Below are 21,470 nucleotides of genomic sequence, written 5' to 3' on the forward strand. Positions count from 1 at the left end.
TCATGCGTCATTGCCGGACGGCGTCGGCTCCGACCGTCTCGAGGTTGAAGGCTGCTGCGAACAGGGCTCGCGTGTACGCTGTCCGAGGTGCGGCGAAGATGCTCTCGGCGGAGCCCTCCTCGACCACCTTGCCGTTCTGCATCACGATCACATGGTTCGCGAGAGCCCGCACCACCTTCAGATCGTGGCTGATGAACATATAGGCCAGGTCGCGGTGCTTCTGAAGATCGCGCAGAAGCTCGACGATCTGCGCCTGAACGGACATGTCGAGAGCGGAGGTCGGCTCGTCGAGCATGATGAATTGCGGCTCCAGCGCCATCGCCCGGGCGATCGCGATGCGCTGGCGCTGGCCGCCGGAGAACTCATGCGGGTAGCGGTCCATCGTCGCGGGGTCGAGCCCCACGTCGTGCAGTGCCTTCGCCACCACGTCGCGGCGCTGGCGATAGTTCAGGTTCTTGTCCTGCACCAGAAGCCCTTCCTCCACGATCTCGGCGACGGACATGCGCGGCGACAGAGAACCGTAGGGATCCTGGAACACGACCTGAAGATCCTTGCGCATGGGACGGATCTCCCGGGAACGCAGGCCGTCGATGCGGTTCCCGAGGAACACGATGGGGCCTTGCGACTGGACGAGGCGCAGGATCGCCAAGCCAAGCGTCGTCTTTCCCGAACCCGACTCGCCCACGACGCCGACCGTTTCGCCCCGCCGCACGCGGACGGATACGCCGTCGACGGCCTTCACGTGACCGACGGTCTTCCGGAAGAAGCCGCGCCTGATCGGGAACCACACCTTGATGGGGCCCGCCTCGACCACCGTGGGGGCACCGGCAGGCAGAGGATTGGCGCGGCCCTTCGGCTCGGCTGCGAGAAGGCGCTGCGTATAAGCGTGCTGCGGGTTGTCGAAGACCTCCGCTGTCGTGCCGTGCTCCACGATCTTGCCGTTGAGCATCACGCAGACGCGGTCGGCGATCTTGCGCACGATGCCGAGATCGTGGGTGATGAACAGCATGGACATGCCGAGCTTGTTCTTCAGCTCGGCCAGGAGCTTCAGGATCTGCGCCTGCACCGTCACGTCGAGCGCCGTCGTCGGTTCGTCGGCGATGAAGAGGTCGGGCTCGTTCGCCAGCGCCATGGCGATCATCACGCGTTGCCGTTGTCCGCCGGAGAGCTGATGCGGATAGGATTTGAGGCGGCTCTCAGCATCGCGGATGCCGACAAGCTCGAGCAGCTCCAGCGTTCGGGTGAGGGCCTCCTTGTCGGAGAGGCCGCGATGGAGCTTGAGGATTTCGCCGATCTGCCGGTCGATGGTGTGGAGCGGATTGAGCGACGTCATCGGCTCCTGGAACACCATGGTGATATCGTCGCCGCGCACGCGGCGCATCTCGTCCTCGTTCAAGGCGATCAGGTCCTTGCCCTTGAACAGGATGCGGCCCGACGGATGATGGGCGGAAGGGTAGGGCAGGAGCTTGAGCACCGAGAGGGCCGAGACCGACTTGCCCGATCCCGACTCGCCCACCAGCGCCACGGTCTCGCCGGGCAGGATGTCGAAGGAGACGCGGTCCACCGCCAGCATGTCGCGCTCGCCCTGGCGGAACGCGACGGAGAGATCTTTGACGGAGAGGAGGGGCTCTGTCATCGGAATGTCTTTCTCGGGTCGAAGGCGTCACGCACCGCTTCGCCGATGAAGATGAGAAGGCTGAGCATGAGGGCGATCACGAAGAAGCCCGCGAGGCCGAGCCATGGAGCCTGGAGATTGGCCTTGCCCTGGGCCAGGAGCTCGCCGAGCGACGGCGAGCCGGGCGGCAGGCCGAAACCGAGGAAATCGAGCGAGGTCAGCGTCGTGATCGAGCCGTTGATGATGAACGGCAGGAAGGTGAGCGTCGCGACCATGGCGTTGGGCAGGAGGTGCTTGAACATGATGGTGGCGTTCGAGAGCCCAAGCGCGCGTGCGGCGCGCACATATTCGAAGTTTCGCGCCCGCAGGAATTCCGCCCGCACGACGCCCACCAGGGATACCCAGGAAAAGAGCAGCAGGATGCCGAGCAGCACGAAGAAGCTCGGCGTGATGATCGCCGAAATGATGATGAGCAGATAAAGCGAGGGAATGGCGGTCCAGATCTCGATGAAACGCTGGGCGATGAGATCGATCCATCCGCCGTAATAACCCTGCACGGCGCCGGCGAAGATGCCGATGACGGACGAGATGCCCGCGAGGATCAGGCCGAACAGCACGGAGATGCGAAAGCCGTAGATGAGGCGCGCCACCACGTCGCGGCCCTGGTCGTCCGTCCCGAGCCAGTTCCACTCGATGTCCTTGCAGCCCGTGCCGCCGGTGCGTTCCGCGATGGGGCGGCATTGTTCGTCGGTGAGCATCCAGGTCGGCGGCGCCGGAGCGGGAACGGGAAGGTCGAGATTATGGGTGTTGTACGAGAAGTGGATCGGCGCCCAGAGCATCCATCCGTTGTCCTGGATCTCCTTCGCGATGACCGGATCGCGATAATCGGTCTGTGCCAGGAAGCCGCCGAATTTCTCTTCGGGGTAGTCGACGAAGGCCGGATAGAGCAGCTCGCCCTTATAGGAGGCGAGGATCGGCTTGTCGTTGGCGATGAGCTCCGCGAACAGGCTGAGCACGAACAGGACGGTGAAGATCCAGAACGACCAATAGCCGCGACGGTTCGCCTTGAAGTTCGACAGGCGGCGGCGGTTGAGCGGCGAGAGCTTGATGAAGTCTTCCTTCGGCAGCGGCGGCGCGACCGGCGCTGCGGCTGGGGAGACGACGGGGACGTTCTCGTTCATCTCACGCCTCCCTGGTCTCGAAATCGATCCGCGGATCGATCCAGGTATAGGTGAGATCGGACAGCAGGTTCACCACCAGGCCCATGAGGGAGAAGATGTAGAGATTGGCGAACACCACCGGGTAGTCGCGGTTCACGATGGATTCGAAGGAGAGCAGGCCCAAACCGTCGAGGGAAAAGATCGTCTCGATGAGGAGCGAGCCCGCGAAGAAGGCGCTGATGAAGGCCCCCGGAAAGCCGGCGATCACGATCAGCATGGCGTTGCGGAACACGTGGCCGTAGAGAACCTGCCGCTCGGACAAGCCCTTCATGCGCGCGGTGAGCACGTATTGCTTGCGGATCTCGTCGAGGAAGGAGTTCTTCGTCAGCAGGGTCGAGGTGGCGAAGGCGCCCAGCGCCATGGCGGTGATCGGCAGCACCAGATGCCAGAAGTAATCGGCGATCTGCATGTACCACGGCAGGAAGGCGAAGTTCTCCGAGGTCAGGCCGCGTAAGGGGAAGATCTGCCAGAACGATCCGCCCGCGAACAGGACGATGAGCAGGATCGCGAACAGGAAGCCCGGAATCGCATAGCCGACGATGACGACCGCCGACGTCCAGATGTCGAAGGACGAGCCGTCATGCACCGCTTTCCTGATGCCGAGCGGAATCGAGATGGCATAGGACAGAAGCGTCATCCAGAGACCGAGACTGACCGAAACCGGCAATTTCTCCTTGATCAGCTCCAGCACGGAAATGTCCCGGAAATAGCTCTTGCCGAAGTCGAACCGCGCGTAGTCCCACAGCATCTTGAGAAAGCGCTCGTGGGCCGGCTTGTCGAAGCCGAACTGCGCTTCGAGCTGCTTGATGAACTGGGGGTCGAGGCCCTGTGCGCCGCGATAGCGGGACGAGGACGATTCACCTCCGCCGCCGGGGCTCCGGCTCCCGCCCGAGAAATCTCCGCCACCCCCCGAAATGCGCGAGGTCGCGCCCGTGTCCTGTCCCTGCAGCTGCGCGATGATGCGCTCGACGGGGCCGCCGGGCGCGAATTGCACGAGCACGAAGGAGATGAGCATGATCCCGAGAATGGTCGGGATCATGAGAAGGATGCGGCGTGCGATATAGGCCAGCATCAAGCGCCTGCACGGTTGCGGCCGATACGGCCGAGATGGGTGTCGCTGAAAGCGGTGGCGTATTTCAATCCGTATCCGAGCATGCGGTCAAACCCGATATGCGCCGCCCAGATGGCGGCTAACCCGAGAAAGATAGGGGAATTCAGCGCCAGCCCAATGCCGAGCAGGATTGCGGGCCCGAGGAGGGTGTGGGCCGCGTTGTAGACGACCGCTCCGACCTTGGGACCCGCCAGGTAGCCCGCGAAGCTCAGATCCGGGCTGAAGAACAGGACCGCATAGAGCCACCAGGACAACCCCATGCGGGAGAACGCCCCTGTGGCGAGGATGAGCAGCGCCGTGCCTTCGAGACGCAGGAGTAGGCGGGGCGGGCCCGCCACGGCCGGGGCCGTCATGATCGTGTCCAAACCCTACCCTCGCCCGATCCGCTTGGCCTTTTCGGCATCGTACCACCAGGTTCCCGGAGCGCCCGAGGTGAAGCGGGGCTTCTGTTCGGGGCGGGAGAACTGGTCCCAATAGGCGATCCAGTCACTGGCTCGATACCACATGGGCACCCAATAATGGCCCGAACGGAGAACCCGGTCCAGGGCGCGGCAGGCGGTGTTGAGGTCCTGCCGGGACTTGGCGTTGGCGATCGTTTCGATCAGGGCGTCCACGGCCGGGTCGCTGATGCCGGCGATGTTCTGGGAACCCGGCGTCTTCGCCGCCTCCGAGCCGTAGACCACCCGCAGGCCGTCGCCCGGCGTCGATCCGCCGGAGAGGTTCCGGCTCGCCATGTCGAAATCGAACTCCTCCATGCGGCGCTGGTACTGGGCGGCATCGACGACGCGGGAGAACGCATCGATTCCGAGCCGCTTGAGATTGGTCTGGAAGGGTTGCGTATGCGGCTGGAGCGCGGCCTGGAAATCGAGGAACTCGATTCGGAACGGCTGCCCGTTCGGCAGCTTCAGCGCGCCGCCCTCGCGCTTGCAGCCGGCCTCGCGCAGCAACTCGTCGGCGCGGCGCAGCAGTTTTCTGTCCTGGCCCGATCCGTCGGAGACCGGCGGCACGGGCGGTTCGCCGAACACGGAAGCCGGGAGCCCGCCGCGGAAAGGCTCCAGAAGGGCAAGCTCCTCGGGAGGCGGCGGACCCGCGGCCTTCATGTCGCTGTTCTCGAAATACGACGTGGTGCGCTTGTAAAGGCCGAACATGATGTTGGCGTTCGTCCACTCGAAGTCGAAGACGAGTCCGATGGCCTCGCGGATGCGCGGGTCCTTGAATGCCTCGCGGCGGGTGTTGAAATACCAGCCCTGGACGGAAGAAGGCGCGTCGTTTTCGATCTCTTCCTTCTTCACCTTGCCGTCGCGGATGGCGGGAAAGTCGTAGCCGGTCGACCAGATGCGCGACGTGTATTCCTCGTGATAGTTCAGCGTTCCGTTCTTGAAGGCCTCGAAGGCCACCGTCCGGTCGCGGAAATACTCCCAGCGGATGCGGTCGAAATTGTTCTGGCCCACATTCACGGGCAGGTCCTTGGCCCAGTAATCGGGGACGCGCTCGAACTCGATGAAGCGTCCCACTTCGAACTTGCCGACCTTGTAGGGTCCGGAGCCGAGCGGCGCTTCCAGGGTCGAGGCCTCGAAGTCCTTGCCCTGCCAGTCACGCTCCGAAAAGATCGGGAGCGCGGCGACGACGAGATGCAGGTCCCGGCTGCGCTTTTGCGTGAACCGGACGCGCAGCACGTCGTCGGCCTCCGGTTCGGCGGAAGCCATCTGGGTCAGCAGGGCGCGATAGACGGGATGGCCCTTCTCCTTCAGGATGTTGAGGGAGAACGCCGCGTCCTTCGCGGTGAGCCGCGAGCCGTCGTGAAAACGCGCCTCGGGGCGCAGGATGAAGCGGTAGGTCAGCTTGTCGGCGGAAACGCGCACGCTTCTCGCGACCAGTCCGTAGAGAGCATCCGGCTCGTCGCCCGATCCTGCCATCAGCGTATCGAAGGTGGCGCCCATGCCGGCGGCGCCGTCGCCCCGCAACACATAGATGTTGAGCGTATTGAAGGTGTCGAAATTCTGGTTGCCGGAGGTCTGCTTGATCTGGAGCGCCAGCGTGCCGCCCTTCGGGGCCGCGGGATTCACATAGGCGAAATGCTGGAAGTCCGGCGGATATTTCAGGTCGCCGAAGGCCGAGAGACCGTAGGTTTCCGTCTCTTCCGGCGATTGGGCGAGGCTGCTTCTCGGGAGGAGGCTCAACACCGCGCCGGCGGCGCCGGTCTTGAGGAGGGTACGCCGATCGAACGTTCTCATCGCGGCGCTCCCACCTTCGCGGCCTTGGCCTCGTCATGCCACCAGACGGTCGGAAAGGCCGCGCCGCCATAGCGCGGCATGGCCTCCGGGTGGCTGTAGCGATCCCAGCGGGCCGTGCGCTGCTTCAGCGACGTCCATTGCGGAACCACGTAATGATGCGCGAGCAGAACGCGGTCGAGGGCCTTCGTGGCGGCCACGAGCTCAGCGCGATCCTTGGCGTAGATGATCCTGTCGATCAGGACGTCGACCGCCGGATCCGAAATGCCCGCGAGGTTGCGCGAGCCTTCGCGCCGGGCCGCCTGAGATCCCCAGAACTCCCGCTGTTCGTTGCCCGGCGAAAGCGATTGCGGCCAGACCGCCGTGGTGATGTCGAAGTCGAAGGAGCGGGTGCGGTTGGTATACTGCACGTCATCGACCGTGCGGACCGAAACGACGATGCCGAGCCGCTCGAGCACCGACTTGTAGGGCAGGAAGACGCGCTCGTCGTTGGGGCTGCTGCTGAGAAGCTCGACGCTCAGGGGTTCGCCGCTCGCATTGACCCTCCGGCCGTTCTTCACCTCCCAGCCGGCTTCGCGCAGCAGGCGGTCCGCTTCGCGCAGGTTGCCGCGGATGCTTTCCGGCGTGTCGTTGATCGGATTCTTGTAGGGCGTCGTGAACACCTCGGGCGGAACCTTGTCGCGCAGCGATTCGAGAATCTCCAGCTCCTTGCCCTCGGGCAGGCCGGAGGAGGCGAGCTCGAGGCCGTAGAAGTAGCTGTTCACGCGTTCATAGAGCCCGTAGAAGACGGCCTTGTTGAGCTCCTCGAACGGAAACGCGAGGTTGAAGGCGCGCCGCACGCGCTCGTCCTTGAACTTGTCGCGGCGCAGGTTCAGCACGAAGGCCTGCATGATCCCGGTGGCGCGAAAGGGGAATTCCTCGAGAACGACGCGGCCCTCGCGCCGCGCCGGGAAATCGTAGCCCGTCGCCCAGTTGCGGGCGCTGTTCTCCGTGCGGAAATCGATCCGGTCCGCCTTGAAGGCCTCGAGCAGCACCGTCGCGTCGCGATAATATTCGTAGCGGATCTCGTCGAAATTGTTCTGACCGACATTCACGTTGACCGCCTGGCCCCAGTAATCCTTGACGCGCTCGTAGGCGGCGTTGCGGCCCGCGTCGAAGCTCTTGAGGCGATAAGGGCCCGAGCCCAGCGGCGCCTCCAGCGTCGTCTGCGTGATGTCGCGCCTGCGCCCGTCCGGGCCGTTGCCCTCCCACCAGTGCTTGGGCAGCACGATCAGCTGGCCCATGATCTGGGGCAGCTCCCGGTTGCCCTTTTCGTTGAAGGTGAACGTCACGTCGCGCTCGCCCGTCTTCTCGGCCTTCGTCACGTTGGCGTAATAGAAGGCATAGGTCGGGCTGTTCGCCTTGAAGGCCTCGAAGGAGAAGATCACGTCGTCGGCCGTGACGGGCTGCCCGTCGTGCCACCTGGCCTCCGGACGCAGCCGGAACGTGACGGAGGAATAATCCTCCGGATAGGAGAACGTTTCCGCGAGCAGGCCGTAGGAGGCGCTCGGCTCGTCGAGGGATGACGTGGTCAGCGTCTCGTAGATCAGGCCGAGGCCCTGTTCGGGCGATCCCTTCACGCCTGCGACCACGATGTTGAAGCTGTCGAAGGTGCCCTGCGCCCCGAGCCGGACCAGTCCGCCCTTGGGGGCGTCCGGGTTCACATAATCGAAATGCGGGAAGCCGGGCTGGTATTTGGGCTCCCCGAGGAGGGCCGCGCCATGCCGCCACCGGGCTTCCTGGTGGGCCTCCTGGGCTGCGAGAGGGCTGAGGCCAAGGCAGGCGGCCAGGAGGCTGAGCAGAAGGGTACGGATCACGAAGCGTCTCCTGATGGGCGGGGCGTCTGGCGGCAGGTTACATTTTTGGGCGGACCGGGGCGAGCGCAAGGGAGGAGGGATAAAACAAAAGCCGGGCACAAGGCCCGGCTTCTCTCAAATTCAGGTTTGTCCGCTGGGCCTTACTGGGCCGGGAACGGAACGGGGCTGTCCGACAGGGTCCGCAGGTAAGCGAGCAGATCGGCGCGCTCCTTGTCGCTCGCGATGCCGGCGAAGGCCATGATGGTGCCCGGCGTCGCCTTCTTCGGGTTGTGAACGAAGTCGTTCAGCGCCTCGTAGGTCCAGTTGCCGCCATGGGCCTTCATGCCGTTGGAGTAATTGAAGCCCTCGTGCGAGGCGACCGGACGGCCGACGACGCCGTAGAGGTTCGGGCCGACCTTGTTCGGTCCGCCCTTCGTCAGATCGTGGCAGGCGGCGCACTTCTTGGCTGCGGCCTGGCCCTTGGCCGGATCGGCGTTGGCCAGAAGGACGGGGAGCGGCTCGGCCGGTGCAGCCGGCGCGCCTGCGCCCCCGGTGGAAGCCTCTTCGGCTGCCGGAAGATCATAGCCCGGAACGGCCGGTGCATGAGGCGAGAACAGACCTTCGGCAACGACTTTGACGCCGACCACGAAGAGAAGCGTACCGAAAAGGGCACCCAGGATCTTATTGGTCTCGATATTCATAAGTTAGGCTCTCCTCGCCTGGTCACGGCGAACCCAGCGCAAACAGAACGGCTTCGCGGGCGGGCGCCCACGGTTACGCGGCGTTGCTTAGCCGTTATGAAGGGGTTTTGACAATGGGGTTGTTGCAGGTTTTGCCGCTCCATTGGTCGCAGCGCGGTTCAAAACACCGGCCGGGGCGCCCGGGTTCCCGTCGTCAAGTGCCGCACGGCCCATGACAAACGGGAGCCGCCTTGGTAAGGACGCGCAGCTTTTTCTCAGCAGACTGCGCCATGTCCGACCCTCTCGTTCTCATTCCCGCCCGCCTCGCAGCGACCCGCCTGCCGAACAAGCCCCTGGCGGAGATCGCCGGCGAGCCCATGATCGTCCATGTCTGGCGGCGGGCCGTGGAGGCCGGGATCGGACCGGTCGCGATCGCGACCGACGCCCCCGAGATCGCCGAGGCCGTGGCGCGCGCCGGGGGGCAGGCCGTCATGACGCGATCCGACCACGCCTCGGGTTCCGACCGGATCTTCGAGGCTGTGGAAAAGCTCGATCCCGAGGGGCGGCACGACGTGGTGGTGAACGTGCAGGGGGATCTGCCGACCGTCGATCCGGCCGCCATCGCGGCCTCGGTTGCGCCTCTCTCGGACCCCGATGTCGATCTGGCCACCCTGGTGGCGGTGATCGATCGCGAGGAGGAGAGGACCAATCCGAACGTGGTGAAGATGGTGGGAGCCCAGGTCTCGCCGGGCCGCTTCCGGGCGCTCTACTTTACCCGCGCCACGGCCCCTTTCGGGGAGGGCCCGCTCTATCATCACATCGGTCTTTACGCCTATCGCCGCAAAGCCCTGCAGCGCTTCGTCGCCATGCTGCCGTCTCCGCTGGAGATGCGCGAGAAGCTGGAGCAGCTGCGGGCCCTGGAGGCCGGCATGCGCATCGACGCGGTCGTGGTCGAGGGCGTGCCGCTCGGCGTCGATACCCCTCAAGACTTGGACAGAGCCCGCGAGATCATCGCGGCCCGGAGGACAGCATGAAGAAGGTTATTTCGTTCCAGGGCGAGCCGGGTGCCAATTCCCACATCGCCTGCTCGGAAATGTATCCCGGCTGGGAGGTGCTGCCGTGCCCGACCTTCGAGGACGCCTTCGCGGCCGTGAGCGAAGGTGACGCGGGGCTTGCCATGATCCCCATCGAGAACTCGATCGCGGGCCGCGTGGCGGACATCCATCACCTTCTGCCGACCTCCGGCCTCCATATCGTCGGCGAGCACTTCCTGCCCATCCATTTCCAGCTGATGGCGCTGCCCGAGGCCGATCTCGGCACGATCAAGAGCGTGTACAGCCACGTCCATGCCCTGGGGCAATGCCGCAAGATCATCCGCAAGCTCGGCCTGAAGGCGAATGTCGCGGGCGATACCGCCGGGTCCGCCCGGCAGGTCGCGGAGTGGAAGGATCCGACCCGCGCCTCGCTTGCCCCCCGCATGGCGGCCGACATCTACGGCCTGAAGATCCTGGCCGAGGACGTGGAGGACGAATCGCACAACACCACGCGCTTCGTCATTCTGTCGAAGACGCCGCAATGGGCTCCGGCCGGCAAGGAGCCGACCGTCACGTCTTTTGTCTTCCGCGTGCGCAACCTGCCCGCAGCCCTCTACAAGGCCCTGGGCGGCTTCGCCACGAACGGCATCAACATGACGAAGCTCGAGAGCTACATGGTCGAGGGCTACTTCAAGGCCACGCAGTTCTACGCCGAGGTGGACGGCCACCCGGAAGACCGCAACCTCAAGCGCGCTCTCGAAGAGCTCGAGTTCTTCTCCCGCGAGCTGCGCATCCTCGGCGTCTATCAGGCGGCGCCCTTCCGCGAGCATATCCAGGAAGCGGCGGAGTGAAGACCATCATCCGCGACGGGGGCGTGGCCGACATCGAAGGCATCGCCCGCGTCCATGTGCAGGGCTGGCGGGAATCCTACAAGGACATCCTGCCCGCTCCCGCGCTGGCGGGTCTGACCGTCGAAGCGCGGATCAGCGGCTGGCGACATGTCATGGAGCAGGCTGACGACCGATCGCTTCTCCTCGTGGCGGAGGATCCGGACGGCGACATCGTCGGCTTCGCGCAAGGCGGCCCCGTTCGGCCCGACCATGCCGCGATTTTCGAGGCGGATGCCGAGATCTACGCCATCTACCTGCTCGACACAGTGAAGCGTCAGGGGCTCGGGCGAGCCCTTCTGGGGCAGGTTTTCGCCCATCTCGCCCGACAAAACTTCCGCTCCGCCGGGTTATGGGTGCTGAAGGACAACCACGCCGCGCGAGGCTTCTACGAGACTTTCGGCGGCAAGGCGGGGCGGGAACAGGAGCTGTCCTTCGGCGAGTGCTCCGTGACCGAGATCGCCTATCGATTCGACCCGATCCCGCAGCCGGATCATTAATCCTTCACCCACTCCCGCAGCAGGTGGTTCGCAATGGCGATGGGCGAGGGCGCCGCGAAGTGCTCATGCACGCCCTCCAGCATGCGGCGCACGTCGTCCTTCGTGAACCAGCGGGCATCCTCCAGTTCGTCCCGGTCGAAGGCGATCTCTTCGCTGATCGCCTCGCCGACGCATCCGATCATGATGTTCGACGGGAAGGGCCAGGGCTGCGAGGTCGAGTAGCGAACCTTGCCTACCCGGATGCCGGCTTCCTCGAAGGTTTCGCGGCGCACCGCGTCCTCGACGGTCTCGCCCGGCTCCAGGAAGCCCGCGAGACAGGAATACATCTTCTCCGCAAAGCGCTGCTGACGGCCCATGAGGCATTTGTCGCCGCGGGTGATCAGCATGATCACGACAGGGTCGGTGCGGGGGAAATGCTGCGCGCCGCAAGCCGAGCAATCTCGCCGGAACCCGGCCTGAGCGGCCTGGGTGGGGGCGCCGCAATTGGCGCAGAAGCGATGGCGGTTGTGCCAGTCGAGGATCGACTTCGCCATGGCCAGAATGCCGAGGTCCTCCGCCGGCACGAGGCCGCGAACCGCAATCGAGCGCAGATCCGTCACGGTATAGGCGGGATCGCCCTGAAACAGCTCCGCCGCTTCAGGCGCAGCCAGGGTCGCGATCACGGGGCGCTCCTGCAGGGTGCCGAGGAAGACCTGCTCCTTGTGCGACGGCAGGCGGCTCAGGGTGGAGAAGGGGAGGAGACCCGTGCCGGGCTCCCCGGCCTTCAGGATCGGCAGATCGCCTGCCAGGAGGATCAGGGCGCTCTCCGGGTTTCGGGCCGCATTGGCAAGAGCTTCCGGGTCTCCCTCCGCGCTGTGGCGGACGAGAGGATTGGTGATGTAGCCGATGGAACGCGTCATGGGGCGGGCTTTTAGGTTCAGGCTTCGGCAAAAAGAACGGCTGCGCGCTCGATGAGCGCGGTTGCCGCATGGTCCGGGTATGGCGTGCGCGTGCCGTGGCCCCAGACGGGCCCGGGCCAGGCGGGGTCCGAGCGGAAGCGGCCGATCACATGGACATGAAGCTGCGTCACGATGTTGCCCAGCGCGCCCACATTCACCTTGTCCGGTTTGGACAGGGCCAGCATGACCTTGGTCGCAATGCGAATCTCCTGCGCCAGCCGGGCGTAATCCGCGTCCGACAGATCGGTGAATTCGCTCACGTTCGGGAGGCGCGGCACCAGCACGAACCAGGGGAAGCGGGCGTCGTTGAGGAGCAGGACCGATGAAAGAGCGAGATCCCCGATGGGGATCGTGTCGGCTTCGAGCCGGGAATCGAGCTGGAATATCATAAGCTCTATCTAGCCGAGGTCGCGGCACTCTGTCAGCCGTCATCCCTGCGTTCCGGGTCATTCCCGCCTCGACCCGCCTCATCCGGCCCGCTGCCGGATAGAGATCGCGCGCCTTCCCGCAACGGGATCTCCGGCCGGGCCGGGCAAGGAACCCACAGGAAGAAGTTTCCAACTTGCGTTCCTGATCCGAAACGCCCATATAGCGATTGGGAGGTTGGCGAGGGACGTCTCACTCGCCAACCGGGTCAGGTCCGGAAGGAAGCAGCCCTAACGAGACCGAACGGGTCTTCGTCCAGCCTCCCACCTTAAAGTTTCCCAAAGCCTTGCAGCCGATGGACAACACCACAGCCGGCACGCCCATGAACGACGAGCCGGCTTTGCCGGGTTTCCCCGCCGCGCCGCAACCGGCCGCGCCGTCCTCGCCTTATCGCGTTCTCGCCCGTAAATACCGCCCCCGGACCTTCGACGATCTGATCGGTCAGGAGGCGATGGTGCGCACCCTCTCGAACGCCTTCGAGACCGGGCGCATTCCCCAGGCCTGGATGCTCACCGGCGTCCGCGGCGTGGGCAAGACCACGACGGCGCGCATCCTGGCCCGGGGCCTCAATTACCAGAAGCCCGAGGGCTCCGGCGGCCCCACCATCCACATGCCCGAGCTCGGCGTGCATTGCGAAGCCATCATGGAATCGCGGCACGTGGACGTGCTGGAAATGGATGCTGCGTCCCATACCGGTATCGACGACGTCCGCCAGATCATCGACGGCATCCGCTATTCGCCGGTCTCCGCGCGCTACAAGGTCTACATCATCGACGAGGTTCACATGCTCTCGGAGAAGGCGTTCAACGCCTTCCTGAAGACGCTGGAGGAGCCGCCGCCGCACGCGAAGTTCATTTTCGCCACCACCGAGATCCGCAAGGTCCCGGTCACGATCCTGTCCCGCTGCCAGCGCTTCGACCTGCGCCGGGTGGAGGCGGACAAGCTCGTCGGCCACCTTTCCCGGATCTGCGCCTCCGAAGGCGTGCAGGCCGAGCAGGAGGCTCTTGCCGCCGTCGCCCGCGCGGCCGAGGGCTCGGTACGCGATTCGCTGTCGCTGCTCGACCAGGCCATCGCTCACGGCGCGGGCGTGGTGACGCCGGACACGGTGCGCGACATGCTGGGGCTCGCGGACCGCACCCAGGTGATCGATCTCTTCGAGGCCGTGATGCGCGGCGACGTCCCCGCCGCTTTCGCCGGACTTCGCTCCCAATACGATGCGGGCGCGGATCCGGCCGTGATTCTGTCCGACCTCGCCGCCTTCTCCCATGTGGTCACGCGCCTGAAGCTCATTCCCGAAGCCGCGAAGGATCCGGCTTTGTCGGAGATCGAGAAGACGCGCGGTCTGGATTACGCGCAGAAGCTCTCGGTGCGCACGCTCTCCCGCGCCTGGCAGATGCTTTTGAAGGGCATTCCCGAAGTCCAATCCTCCAGCCGTCCGATCTCGGCCGCCGAGATGGTGCTCGTGCGTCTGGCCTATGCGGCCGATCTGCCGACGCCCGACGAGGCGCTGCGCGCGCTGAAGGACGGCGCTCCTCCGCTCATGCCCAGCGGGCCCGCGCCGTCACGTCCGTCCGGCGGTCCCGCGACCTCCGGCAACATGGCGCTCGCCACGTCGCAGCCCCATCCGCAGCCCCGTCCGCAGGCCCCGCCCGCCGAACCGGCCATGCGCCTGCGCCGTTTCGAGGATGTGGTGGCGCTCGCCGGGGAGAGGCGGGAGATCGTCCTGAAGGCGGCGTTGGAGCGTGACGTTCGTCTCGTGCGCTTCCAGGAGGGCCATATCGAGCTCAGCCTCGCGGAAAACGGCAGCCGCACCATCGCCAATGATCTGGCGCGCGCCCTTCAGCAATGGACGGGCGAACGCTGGATGGTCTCTCTCTCGTCGGAAGAGGGGGCGCCGACATTGCGCGAACAGGCGGTGGCGGCCGAGCGCGAGCGCAAGGAAGGCGCCGCTAGCCATCCGCTCGTGCAGGCGGTCCTGTCCAAGTTCCCCGGTGCGCAGATCGTCAACGTGATCGAGCGCGCGGAGAAGCCGGCCGAGGACGCGGAGACGGACATCTTGGGCGAGGCCGATGCGCTGGCAGCGCATGAGGCGGAAGCCGACGACGATCTTTTCTAATCAAGGAGCGCGGTCATGAAGGACATCATGGGATTGATGAAACAGGCTCAGGCGATGCAGCAGAAGCTGCAGGACGCCCAGGCCGAGCTCGACAATCTCGAGGTCGAGGGCTCCGCCGGCGGCGGCGTCGTCGCCGTGAAGATCACGGGCAAAGGCAACCTCAAGGCCATCAGCATCGATCCGTCGCTCATGAACCCGGACGAGAAGGAGATCCTCGAGGATCTCATCGTGGCCGCCATGAACGACGCGCGCGGCAAGGCGGACCGCGCCGCGCAGGAGCGCATGGAGAGCCTGACGAAGGGACTTCCCCTGCCGCCCGGCCTGAAGCTGTTCTGAGGTGATTGAATGGCCCAGCACGTTGCCGGCCCCGAGATCGAGCGCCTGATCCAGTTGCTCGCGCGCCTGCCGGGTCTCGGGCCGCGCTCGGCGCGCCGGGCCGCACTCCATCTCATCAAGAAGCGGGACACGCTGCTCAATCCGTTGAGCGATGCGATGCGCATCGCCAACGAGCGCATCGTCGTGTGCTCGTCCTGCGGCAACGTGGATACGTCCGATCCCTGCACCGTCTGCCGCGATCCCAAGCGCGATCCGTCGATTCTGGTGGTGGTCGAGGACGTGTCCGATCTCTGGGCGCTCGAGCGTGCAGGCGCGATCAACGCGAAGTACCATGTGCTGGGCGGCGTGCTCTCGCCGCTCGACGGCGTGCGTCCGGAGCATCTCAATCTCGACCGCCTCGTCGCGCGCGCATCGGAGCCCGGCGTGACGGAGGTGATCCTCGCACTCAACGCAACGGTCGACGGACAGACGACCGCACATTACATCACCGAGCTTCTCGGGCATCCGCCCGTGAAAGTGACGAAGCTCGCCCATGGGGTGCCCGTCGGCGGCGAGCTCGATTACCTCGATGAGGGAACGCTCTCCGCAGCCATCCGCCAGCGGACGTCGTTCTAGAGCATCGAGCGCAAAAGTGGGCACCGGTTTTACGTGAAAAGATGCTCGGGCAAGTGAAGCATCGAACGTGAAAAGTGGGAACCGGTTTTGCGTGAAAAGATGCTCAGGCAAGTGAAGCATCGTGCGGATCCGGCGGGCCCCTTCACGCTGGAATCACGAGCCTGTAGACCGCGCCTCCGTTGCTCTCCAACGTGAAATTTCCTCCGAGTTGCGAAGCAAAGGCGCGGATCAGCTTCATGCCGAGCGAAGAGGCATTTTCCGTGATGCCGGATACGCCCTTGCCGTTATCCCGCACCACGATTTCGATCCGGCCGTCGAGATGCCGGGCGATGACCTGAACCTGTCCGCCGCGACCCGGCTCGAAAGCATGCTTGAAAGCGTTCGTGATGGCCTCCGTCACGACAAGGGCAAGAGGGGCCGCGCGTTCGAGATCGACCGCAATGGGCTCGGCATCGAGCGACACCGTGATGTCTCGAGCCGTCGCTCCGTAGGTCGATGATATCTCCTCGACGAGGCGGTCGAGATAATCGTGCAGGTTGATCGTGCTGCCGGTTTCCTTCCGGTAGAGGAGATCGTGGATCAGCCCTACGGATTGCAGGCGATTCTGCGTCTCCTGGAACGCAGCCTTCACGGTTTCGTCCGAGAAGCGTCGGGCCTGCATCTGCAGAAGGCTCGACGTGATCTGCAGGTTGTTCTTCACCCGATGGTGGATCTCCTGCAGCAAGGTGACTTTATCGGCGAGCGCCTGAGCCAGTTCGTCATTGACGGCCCGAAGCTGCTGCTGGCTCTGTTCCGTCTGGCGGCTGAGGCGGACGCCGAGCCAAGTCAGCCATCCGAAAGCCGCCAGAATAACCACCGCAATCGCGGCACTCCAGTAAAGCCCTTTCGTCCAGGAGGCCAGGGCCACGCTCAATGGTGTGCTGGCCGTTGCGATGACGGGCCAGCGCTCCAGGCGCCGGAAGGAGATGATCCGCGTCACGCCGTCGTTAGGATCCTTCTCACGATAGGTGCCTGTCCGCTGCGCTTCCTTTTCGTTGAAGAGAGCCGTGTGGCCGATGCCGGAATCGACTTGTTGCTGTGTCAGCCCCGTGCGGGCGATGACTCGTCCGTCCCGTCCCCAAAGTCCCAATGTGGCCTGCTCGGTGGTGTCATCGGGCCGTGAGAGGCCCTGCAGGAAGTTGGGACGCAGCCCGATATGGGCTACGCCGTCGAAGTTCCCGTTCAGGTCCGAGATGCGTCGTGAATAGGTATAAAGGAGTTCATGGCTGAAACGCCCGAAAACGGCGCTGCCGACATAGCTCTCCGCTCCTGCTCGGAGCGCCTTGAACCATGCCCGGTCCGCGAACGATATGGCGCCGCTGATCTGCGGGATCGAACTGGCCACCAGCTGACCGTTCCGATCGGTGATGAGCAAGATATGGCTGAGGGACGATCGCCGCGCCAGCTCGGAGAGAAACTCGGCTGCCTCCCCGGTCTCATGCAACGTATCGGTGCCGCCCCTCGATTGTACGAACGTGACGATGTCGTCCAGGAGGAGATCGCTCGTCTCCAGGGTCCGTTTCGTATATTCCTCCATCAGCAGAGAAAGATCCTGCGTCGCGGCCTCCGCCCGGGTGAGGGCGGCCTGGTACTCGATCCAGAGAAAGGCGCCTCGCAGTCCAAGCACGGCAACAGCGAAAAGGATGGCCGTGGCGTAGAGAATGCTGCGCATGTCACGGACGGGGATCATGAGACGCCGTCTCGGGCTTCGGGAACGTCCGAGGGATCTAGGGTCGATGAGGCGCTCTGCTAGGCAGTGGGTCTCCTGCGCAGGTGACAGAGGCGGATCTCGTTGCTAAGCAAGGCGCCAATAATCCCTTTTCTCCGAGTGATGCCATGACCCTGACCGATCTCGCCCGCACCATCGATGCCGCCTGGGAGGACCGCGCCAATGTCGGCCCTGCGACGACCGGCGCCGTGCGCCAGGCCGTGGAGGAGGCGATGCATCGGCTCGACTCCGGCAAGGCCCGTGTGGCCGAGAAGGTCGAAGGTGGCGAGTGGCAGGTCCACCAATGGCTCAAGAAGGCGGTGCTCCTCTCCTTCCGCCTCAACGACATGTCCGTGATCAAGGGCGGTCCCGGCGAAGCCACGTGGTGGGACAAGGTTCCGTCCAAGTTCGACGGATGGACCGAGGCCGAGTTCAAGGCGGCGGCGTTCCGCGCCGTGCCGAACTGCACTGTACGGCGCGGAGCCTATGTCGCGCCCGGCGTGGTGCTGATGCCCTCCTTCGTCAATCTCGGCGCCTATGTGGACGAGGGAACCATGGTGGACACCTGGGCCACGGTCGGATCCTGCGCGCAGATCGGCAAGAATGTGCATCTCTCCGGCGGCGTCGGCATCGGCGGCGTGCTCGAGCCGCTCCAGGCCAATCCCACGATCATCGAGGACAACTGCTTCATCGGCGCCCGTTCCGAAGTGGTGGAGGGCGTGATCGTGGGCGAGGGATCCGTGCTCTCCATGGGCGTGTTCATCTCCGCCTCCACCAAGATCGTCGATCGCAACACGGGGGAGGTCTTCGTGGGCCGCGTGCCGCCTTACTCGGTGGTCGTTCCCGGCTCTCTTCCCGGCAGGCCGCTGCCGGACGGCACTCCGGGTCCGTCGCTCTACTGCGCCGTCATCGTCAAACGCGTGGATGCTCAGACCCGCGCCAAGACGGGCATCAACGAGCTCCTGCGGGATTGATCGATGAACTCCACACCCCTGTCCCTCGCTCAGTCGCTCCTCCGCTGCCCCTCCGTGACGCCCGAGGAGGGCGGCGCGCTCGCCTTCATCGAGAGCGTCCTGAAGGAGGCGGGGTTCGAGGTGCATCGCCCGGTCTTCTCCGAGCCCGGCACGGCGGATGTGGAGAACCTTTACGCACGCTACGGCACGGGCGGGCCATACCTGCTCTTCGCGGGCCACACCGATGTGGTGCCGCCCGGTGACCTCGGCCGCTGGCGGCATGACCCGTTCAGCGGCGAAATCGAGAACGGCGAGCTCTATGGGCGCGGCGCCGTCGACATGAAGGGCGGCATCGCCTGCATGATGGCGGCCGCGCTCGAGTTCATCCGGGCGAACCCCGATTTTTCCGGCTCAGTCGGCTTTCTCATCACCGGCGATGAGGAGGGCCCCGCCGTCAACGGAACGGTCAAGCTTCTCGAATGGGCGAAAGGACGCGGCGAGCGCTTCGATCACTGCATCCTCGGTGAGCCGACCAATCCCGGTCAGCTCGGCGATATGATCAAGATCGGGCGGCGCGGTTCGCTCACGGGCAGGATCGTCGTCGACGGCAAGCAGGGGCACGTGGCCTATCCGCATCTCGCGGACAATCCCATCCCCGGCCTGCTGCGCCTCCTCGAAGGGCTCCTGCGCGAGCCGCTCGATCACGGCACCGAGCATTTCGACGCCTCGAACCTCGAGGTGACGACGGTGGACGTGGGAAATGCCGCCTCCAACGTGATTCCCGCCGAGGCGAGGGCCACCTTCAACATCCGCTTCAACGATCTCTGGACCCCCGAGAGCCTGGAGGCGGACATTGCGCGGCGCCTGAGCGAGGCCGCGGGCAACAGCGTTCGCTATACCCTGCGCATGGAGCCGACGAACGCCGTCGCGTTCCTCACGCCTCCCAACCAGTTCGTGGGCTTCATCGCCGATGCCGTGGAAGCCGAGACGGGGCTGCGTCCCAAGCTCTCCACCACGGGCGGGACGTCCGATGCCCGCTTCATCGTGAAGGATTGCCCGGTGGTGGAGTTCGGGCTTGTCGGCCAGACCATGCACCAGGTCGACGAGCGCGTGAGCGTGGCGGATCTCGACCGGCTCACCGCCATCTATCGCAAAGTATTGAACGCCTATTTTTCGAGCGCTCCCTAGCAGAAGCGAGGCCATATTCAACTAAAGTCGCAACAGGCCGGAACGTTTTTCGGTTCCAGCCTGTTTTCGTGAGCATCCCAATCCATGTGAGGCTGCTCATGATCGTGACGGCGGAAGAGGTCAATCGCTCGTTCAGGGGAACGCTCGAACTGCTTCACAGCAGGGCGGAAGGATTGAAATCCTTCGACATGAGCGAGCAGGGATTCTGGCGCTCCTTCGCGGCGATCTGGCTGACGCTGCCCGCCTATATCGTGTCGCTCGCCTTCGAGCGTCTGCGCCTCGGCCTGCTGCAGCCGGACCGCTCGCTGCTCGGCAATCTCTGGATCGACCTCGTCGTGGCCCTGGGGCATGTGGCGAGCTTCGTCGCGCTGCCTCTCGCCATGATCTGGGTCGCCCGCCGGTTCCATCTGACGAGAGCCTACGTGCCTTTTGTCATCGTCACGAACTGGGTCACGGTCGTCGGCCTGCTCCTTTTGTCCGTACCGGCCATGCTCCTGCTGCTCGGCTGGGCCACTCCGCCGCTCGCCAGCCTCTTCAGCCTCGCTTTCGCGATCATCATCGTGCGGATGCAGTGGTTCGCCACGAAGGCGACGCTCGGGATATCGAGCCTGGCGGCCTTCGGAATCGTGCTGCTCGGGATCGTCCTCAATTCCTGCGTGGCAAGCCTCACCCGGGCTCTGCTCGGCTAGAGCATCGGGCGTGAAACCGAACCCACATCCGATGCCGTAAGCCTATGTTCTCCTGCATCTCTTCACGCAAAACCGGCTCCCGCCTTTCACGCCCGATGCTCTAATCCGGATAATCCACGCCGATCAGATAGAGACCCGCCGACGGCGCCATGGGGCCGCAGCGGGTTCTGTCGCGGGCATCGAGGGCGGCGCGCACATCGGCAACCGACCACCGCCCGGCTCCGGCTCTCTCCAGGGTCCCCGTCATCGAACGCACCTGATGGTGCAGGAAGGAGCGGGCGGAGGCGTAGATCCGGATTTCGTCACCGATCCGCTCCACATCCAGCCGGTCGAGCGTGCGGATCGGGCTGTTCGCCTGGCACTCCGCCGCCCGGAAGGTGGTGAAGTCGTGCCGGCCCAGAAGGGTCTGCGCAGCCTCGTGCATGACGGCCGCATCGAGAGGCCAGGCCACATGCCAGACCCGGGAGGCGTCGAGAGTCGGCGGGGCACGGCGGTTGAGGATGCGGTAGACATAGTGCCGCTTCGTGGCGGAGAGGCGCGCGTTGAACGTCTCGGGCACGATCCGGGCCGAAACGACCGCGACGGGCGCGGGCTTCAGGTGAGCGTTGGTGGCATCGCGGACCGTGTCGGGCCGCCATTCCTTCCCCAGGTCCACATGGACGACCTGATGGGTCGCGTGGACGCCCGAATCCGTGCGCCCGGCGCAATGGATGCGGACGGTCTCGCCGGCAAAGCGCGCGATGGCATCCTCCACGGCCTGCTGCACGGAGAGGCCGTTCGTCTGATGCTGCCAGCCTGTAAAGGGCGTGCCGTCGTATTCCACGACGAGCTTGTAGCGGGGCATGTCACTTCAATTCTGCAAAGGCCCGGGCATAGGATGCCGGGCCATGGGCCACTTTCCCCTTCTCGGACAGAGCGAGGGCCTGGAGATAAGGCCCGTCATAGGGAGTTTTCAACCGGCTCGCCAGAGCGGGCGTGAAACCGAAGCGCCGATAGTAAGCCGGCTCGCCGAGCACCACGACGAGATCGTATCCGTCCTCCGCAAGCCTCTCGAGCCCCTGCCGGACGAGCGCGGAACCGATTCCTTGGCCCTGGAATTCGGGCATGACGGCCAGCGGGGCCAGCGCGCAACCTGCCAGGGCAGGAGCGTCATGAAGTAACAGACGTGAGAAGGCGATGTGACCGGCGGGCCTGTCGGCATGGGCGGTCAGGGACAGGACCAGATCCCCGTCGTCACGCAGGCGCCGCACGAGTTCGGCTTCGGCCGTTCGCCGGAAGGCCGCCGCGTGGATGGCATGGGCCGCGGGCCAATCGGCGGTGTCCTCCACGCGGATTCCCATGATCGCACC

Annotated in this window: 21 protein-coding genes and 1 other RNA gene; 10 read left to right on the plus strand and 12 right to left on the minus strand. The window is 65.0% G+C overall.

The features are described 5' to 3' along the window. Positions 1-7 precede the first annotated feature (7 nt). The 7 genes from RE429_RS05180 to RE429_RS05210 all read right to left on the minus strand — a co-directional run bounded on the left by RE429_RS05180 (position 8) and on the right by RE429_RS05210 (position 8,713). The gene (locus tag RE429_RS05180) at positions 8-1,636 is read right to left on the minus strand and encodes an ABC transporter ATP-binding protein (protein WP_414473275.1); all 1,629 of its coding nucleotides are present in this window, start codon (positions 1,634-1,636) and stop codon (positions 8-10) included. Further along, positions 1,633-2,796, minus strand: a complete 1,164-nt coding sequence (locus tag RE429_RS05185; RefSeq protein WP_414473276.1) for an ABC transporter permease — start codon at positions 2,794-2,796, stop codon at positions 1,633-1,635. The genes RE429_RS05180 and RE429_RS05185 overlap by 4 nt, the downstream gene beginning before the upstream one ends. Position 2,797: 1 nt before the next feature. Continuing rightward, the gene (locus tag RE429_RS05190; RefSeq protein ID WP_414473277.1) at positions 2,798-3,907 is read right to left on the minus strand and encodes a microcin C ABC transporter permease YejB; all 1,110 of its coding nucleotides are present in this window, start codon (positions 3,905-3,907) and stop codon (positions 2,798-2,800) included. Beyond that, the gene (locus RE429_RS05195) at positions 3,907-4,299 is read right to left on the minus strand and encodes a DUF4260 domain-containing protein (RefSeq protein WP_414473278.1); all 393 of its coding nucleotides are present in this window, start codon (positions 4,297-4,299) and stop codon (positions 3,907-3,909) included. Before RE429_RS05195 ends, RE429_RS05190 begins: the two co-directional genes overlap by 1 nt. Positions 4,300-4,314: 15 nt before the next feature. Next, positions 4,315-6,180, minus strand: coding sequence for an extracellular solute-binding protein (locus tag RE429_RS05200; protein ID WP_414473279.1), 1,866 nt, complete (start codon positions 6,178-6,180; stop codon positions 4,315-4,317). After that, complete coding sequence (locus RE429_RS05205; RefSeq protein ID WP_414473280.1) at positions 6,177-8,033, minus strand: extracellular solute-binding protein; 1,857 nt, start codon at positions 8,031-8,033, stop codon at positions 6,177-6,179. Before RE429_RS05205 ends, RE429_RS05200 begins: the two co-directional genes overlap by 4 nt. 140 nt (positions 8,034-8,173) lie before the next feature. Continuing rightward, on the minus strand, positions 8,174-8,713 hold the full coding sequence (locus RE429_RS05210; protein ID WP_414473281.1) for a c-type cytochrome: 540 nt from the start codon (positions 8,711-8,713) through the stop codon (positions 8,174-8,176). A gap of 269 nt (positions 8,714-8,982) precedes the next feature. Between RE429_RS05210 and RE429_RS05215 the strand changes: the two genes are divergently transcribed. Genes RE429_RS05215 through RE429_RS05225 form a run of 3 tightly spaced genes read left to right on the plus strand, consistent with a single transcriptional unit; the run spans position 8,983 to position 11,113 of the window. Next, positions 8,983-9,726 carry a 3-deoxy-manno-octulosonate cytidylyltransferase gene (locus tag RE429_RS05215; RefSeq protein ID WP_414473282.1) on the plus strand — a complete coding sequence of 248 codons (744 nt, stop codon included), beginning with the start codon at positions 8,983-8,985 and terminating at the stop codon, positions 9,724-9,726. Continuing rightward, on the plus strand, positions 9,723-10,577 hold the full coding sequence (locus tag RE429_RS05220; RefSeq protein ID WP_414473283.1) for a prephenate dehydratase: 855 nt from the start codon (positions 9,723-9,725) through the stop codon (positions 10,575-10,577). The genes RE429_RS05215 and RE429_RS05220 overlap by 4 nt, the downstream gene beginning before the upstream one ends. Continuing rightward, positions 10,574-11,113 carry an N-acetyltransferase family protein gene (locus RE429_RS05225; protein ID WP_414473284.1) on the plus strand — a complete coding sequence of 180 codons (540 nt, stop codon included), beginning with the start codon at positions 10,574-10,576 and terminating at the stop codon, positions 11,111-11,113. The genes RE429_RS05220 and RE429_RS05225 overlap by 4 nt, the downstream gene beginning before the upstream one ends. Here the strand turns inward: RE429_RS05225 and nudC are convergent. Both nudC and RE429_RS05235 read right to left on the minus strand, forming a co-directional pair. Further along, positions 11,110-12,012 carry an NAD(+) diphosphatase gene (gene nudC / locus RE429_RS05230; protein ID WP_414473285.1) on the minus strand — a complete coding sequence of 301 codons (903 nt, stop codon included), beginning with the start codon at positions 12,010-12,012 and terminating at the stop codon, positions 11,110-11,112. The two genes, RE429_RS05225 and nudC, sit on opposite strands and share 4 nt — an antisense overlap. 17 nt (positions 12,013-12,029) lie before the next feature. Continuing rightward, positions 12,030-12,440: an HIT domain-containing protein gene (locus RE429_RS05235; protein ID WP_414473286.1), complete on the minus strand. Its 411-nt coding sequence runs from the start codon at positions 12,438-12,440 to the stop codon at positions 12,030-12,032. A 207-nt stretch (positions 12,441-12,647) separates the two neighbouring features. On the opposite strand from RE429_RS05235, the gene ffs reads away from it, so the two are divergent. The 4 genes from ffs (at position 12,648) to recR (ending at position 15,544) form a co-directional block, all read left to right on the plus strand. Further along, an RNA gene (gene ffs, locus RE429_RS05240) (signal recognition particle sRNA small type) lies at positions 12,648-12,746 on the plus strand. Positions 12,747-12,772: 26 nt separating this feature from the next. Beyond that, entirely contained in the window at positions 12,773-14,593 is a 1,821-nt protein-coding gene (locus tag RE429_RS05245) for a DNA polymerase III subunit gamma/tau (protein ID WP_414473287.1), read from the plus strand. Positions 14,594-14,608: 15 nt separating this feature from the next. Then, entirely contained in the window at positions 14,609-14,929 is a 321-nt protein-coding gene (locus RE429_RS05250) for a YbaB/EbfC family nucleoid-associated protein (protein ID WP_414473288.1), read from the plus strand. Between the two features lie 9 nt (positions 14,930-14,938). Then, positions 14,939-15,544 carry a recombination mediator RecR gene (recR, locus tag RE429_RS05255; protein ID WP_414473289.1) on the plus strand — a complete coding sequence of 202 codons (606 nt, stop codon included), beginning with the start codon at positions 14,939-14,941 and terminating at the stop codon, positions 15,542-15,544. A gap of 142 nt (positions 15,545-15,686) precedes the next feature. On the opposite strand, the gene RE429_RS05260 is transcribed toward recR, so the two are convergent. Further along, positions 15,687-17,273, minus strand: a complete 1,587-nt coding sequence (locus RE429_RS05260; RefSeq protein WP_414473290.1) for a sensor histidine kinase — start codon at positions 17,271-17,273, stop codon at positions 15,687-15,689. Between the two features lie 146 nt (positions 17,274-17,419). On the opposite strand from RE429_RS05260, the gene dapD reads away from it, so the two are divergent. The 3 genes from dapD (at position 17,420) to RE429_RS05275 (ending at position 20,121) form a co-directional block, all read left to right on the plus strand. Further along, positions 17,420-18,265 carry a 2,3,4,5-tetrahydropyridine-2,6-dicarboxylate N-succinyltransferase gene (gene dapD / locus RE429_RS05265; protein ID WP_414473291.1) on the plus strand — a complete coding sequence of 282 codons (846 nt, stop codon included), beginning with the start codon at positions 17,420-17,422 and terminating at the stop codon, positions 18,263-18,265. A 3-nt stretch (positions 18,266-18,268) separates the two neighbouring features. Continuing rightward, on the plus strand, positions 18,269-19,432 hold the full coding sequence (gene dapE / locus RE429_RS05270; RefSeq protein ID WP_414473292.1) for a succinyl-diaminopimelate desuccinylase: 1,164 nt from the start codon (positions 18,269-18,271) through the stop codon (positions 19,430-19,432). Positions 19,433-19,530: 98 nt separating this feature from the next. Next, complete coding sequence (locus RE429_RS05275; RefSeq protein WP_414473293.1) at positions 19,531-20,121, plus strand: hypothetical protein; 591 nt, start codon at positions 19,531-19,533, stop codon at positions 20,119-20,121. A gap of 100 nt (positions 20,122-20,221) precedes the next feature. On the opposite strand, the gene truA is transcribed toward RE429_RS05275, so the two are convergent. Together truA and RE429_RS05285 are read right to left on the minus strand one after the other, a co-directional pair. Next, on the minus strand, positions 20,222-20,965 hold the full coding sequence (gene truA, locus RE429_RS05280; protein WP_414473294.1) for a tRNA pseudouridine(38-40) synthase TruA: 744 nt from the start codon (positions 20,963-20,965) through the stop codon (positions 20,222-20,224). 1 nt (position 20,966) lies between these two features. Next, positions 20,967-21,461, minus strand: a complete 495-nt coding sequence (locus tag RE429_RS05285) for a GNAT family N-acetyltransferase (RefSeq protein WP_414473295.1) — start codon at positions 21,459-21,461, stop codon at positions 20,967-20,969. Positions 21,462-21,470: the final 9 nt, after the last annotated feature.

Origin of the sequence: Microvirga sp. M2, from assembly GCF_047497095.1 — a bacterium.
In the GTDB taxonomy this organism is placed as follows: Bacteria; Pseudomonadota; Alphaproteobacteria; order Rhizobiales; family Beijerinckiaceae; genus Microvirga.

Excerpts from the sequence above, each read along its gene's own strand:
- RE429_RS05180 (WP_414473275.1), bottom strand. The coding sequence starts at position 1,636 with ATGACAGAGCCCCTCCTCTCCGTCAAAGATCTCTCCGTCGCGTTCCGC.
- RE429_RS05185 (WP_414473276.1), bottom strand. The coding sequence starts at position 2,796 with ATGAACGAGAACGTCCCCGTCGTCTCCCCAGCCGCAGCGCCGGTCGCG.
- RE429_RS05190 (WP_414473277.1), bottom strand. The coding sequence starts at position 3,907 with ATGCTGGCCTATATCGCACGCCGCATCCTTCTCATGATCCCGACCATT.
- RE429_RS05195 (WP_414473278.1), bottom strand. The coding sequence starts at position 4,299 with ATGACGGCCCCGGCCGTGGCGGGCCCGCCCCGCCTACTCCTGCGTCTC.
- RE429_RS05200 (WP_414473279.1), bottom strand. The coding sequence starts at position 6,180 with ATGAGAACGTTCGATCGGCGTACCCTCCTCAAGACCGGCGCCGCCGGC.
- RE429_RS05210 (WP_414473281.1), bottom strand. The coding sequence starts at position 8,713 with ATGAATATCGAGACCAATAAGATCCTGGGTGCCCTTTTCGGTACGCTT.
- RE429_RS05215 (WP_414473282.1), top strand. The coding sequence starts at position 8,983 with ATGTCCGACCCTCTCGTTCTCATTCCCGCCCGCCTCGCAGCGACCCGC.
- RE429_RS05220 (WP_414473283.1), top strand. The coding sequence starts at position 9,723 with ATGAAGAAGGTTATTTCGTTCCAGGGCGAGCCGGGTGCCAATTCCCAC.
- nudC (WP_414473285.1), bottom strand. The coding sequence starts at position 12,012 with ATGACGCGTTCCATCGGCTACATCACCAATCCTCTCGTCCGCCACAGC.
- RE429_RS05235 (WP_414473286.1), bottom strand. The coding sequence starts at position 12,440 with ATGATATTCCAGCTCGATTCCCGGCTCGAAGCCGACACGATCCCCATC.
- RE429_RS05245 (WP_414473287.1), top strand. The coding sequence starts at position 12,773 with ATGGACAACACCACAGCCGGCACGCCCATGAACGACGAGCCGGCTTTG.
- RE429_RS05250 (WP_414473288.1), top strand. The coding sequence starts at position 14,609 with ATGAAGGACATCATGGGATTGATGAAACAGGCTCAGGCGATGCAGCAG.
- recR (WP_414473289.1), top strand. The coding sequence starts at position 14,939 with ATGGCCCAGCACGTTGCCGGCCCCGAGATCGAGCGCCTGATCCAGTTG.
- RE429_RS05260 (WP_414473290.1), bottom strand. The coding sequence starts at position 17,273 with ATGATCCCCGTCCGTGACATGCGCAGCATTCTCTACGCCACGGCCATC.
- dapD (WP_414473291.1), top strand. The coding sequence starts at position 17,420 with ATGACCCTGACCGATCTCGCCCGCACCATCGATGCCGCCTGGGAGGAC.
- dapE (WP_414473292.1), top strand. The coding sequence starts at position 18,269 with ATGAACTCCACACCCCTGTCCCTCGCTCAGTCGCTCCTCCGCTGCCCC.
- RE429_RS05275 (WP_414473293.1), top strand. The coding sequence starts at position 19,531 with ATGATCGTGACGGCGGAAGAGGTCAATCGCTCGTTCAGGGGAACGCTC.
- truA (WP_414473294.1), bottom strand. The coding sequence starts at position 20,965 with ATGCCCCGCTACAAGCTCGTCGTGGAATACGACGGCACGCCCTTTACA.
- RE429_RS05285 (WP_414473295.1), bottom strand. The coding sequence starts at position 21,461 with ATGGGAATCCGCGTGGAGGACACCGCCGATTGGCCCGCGGCCCATGCC.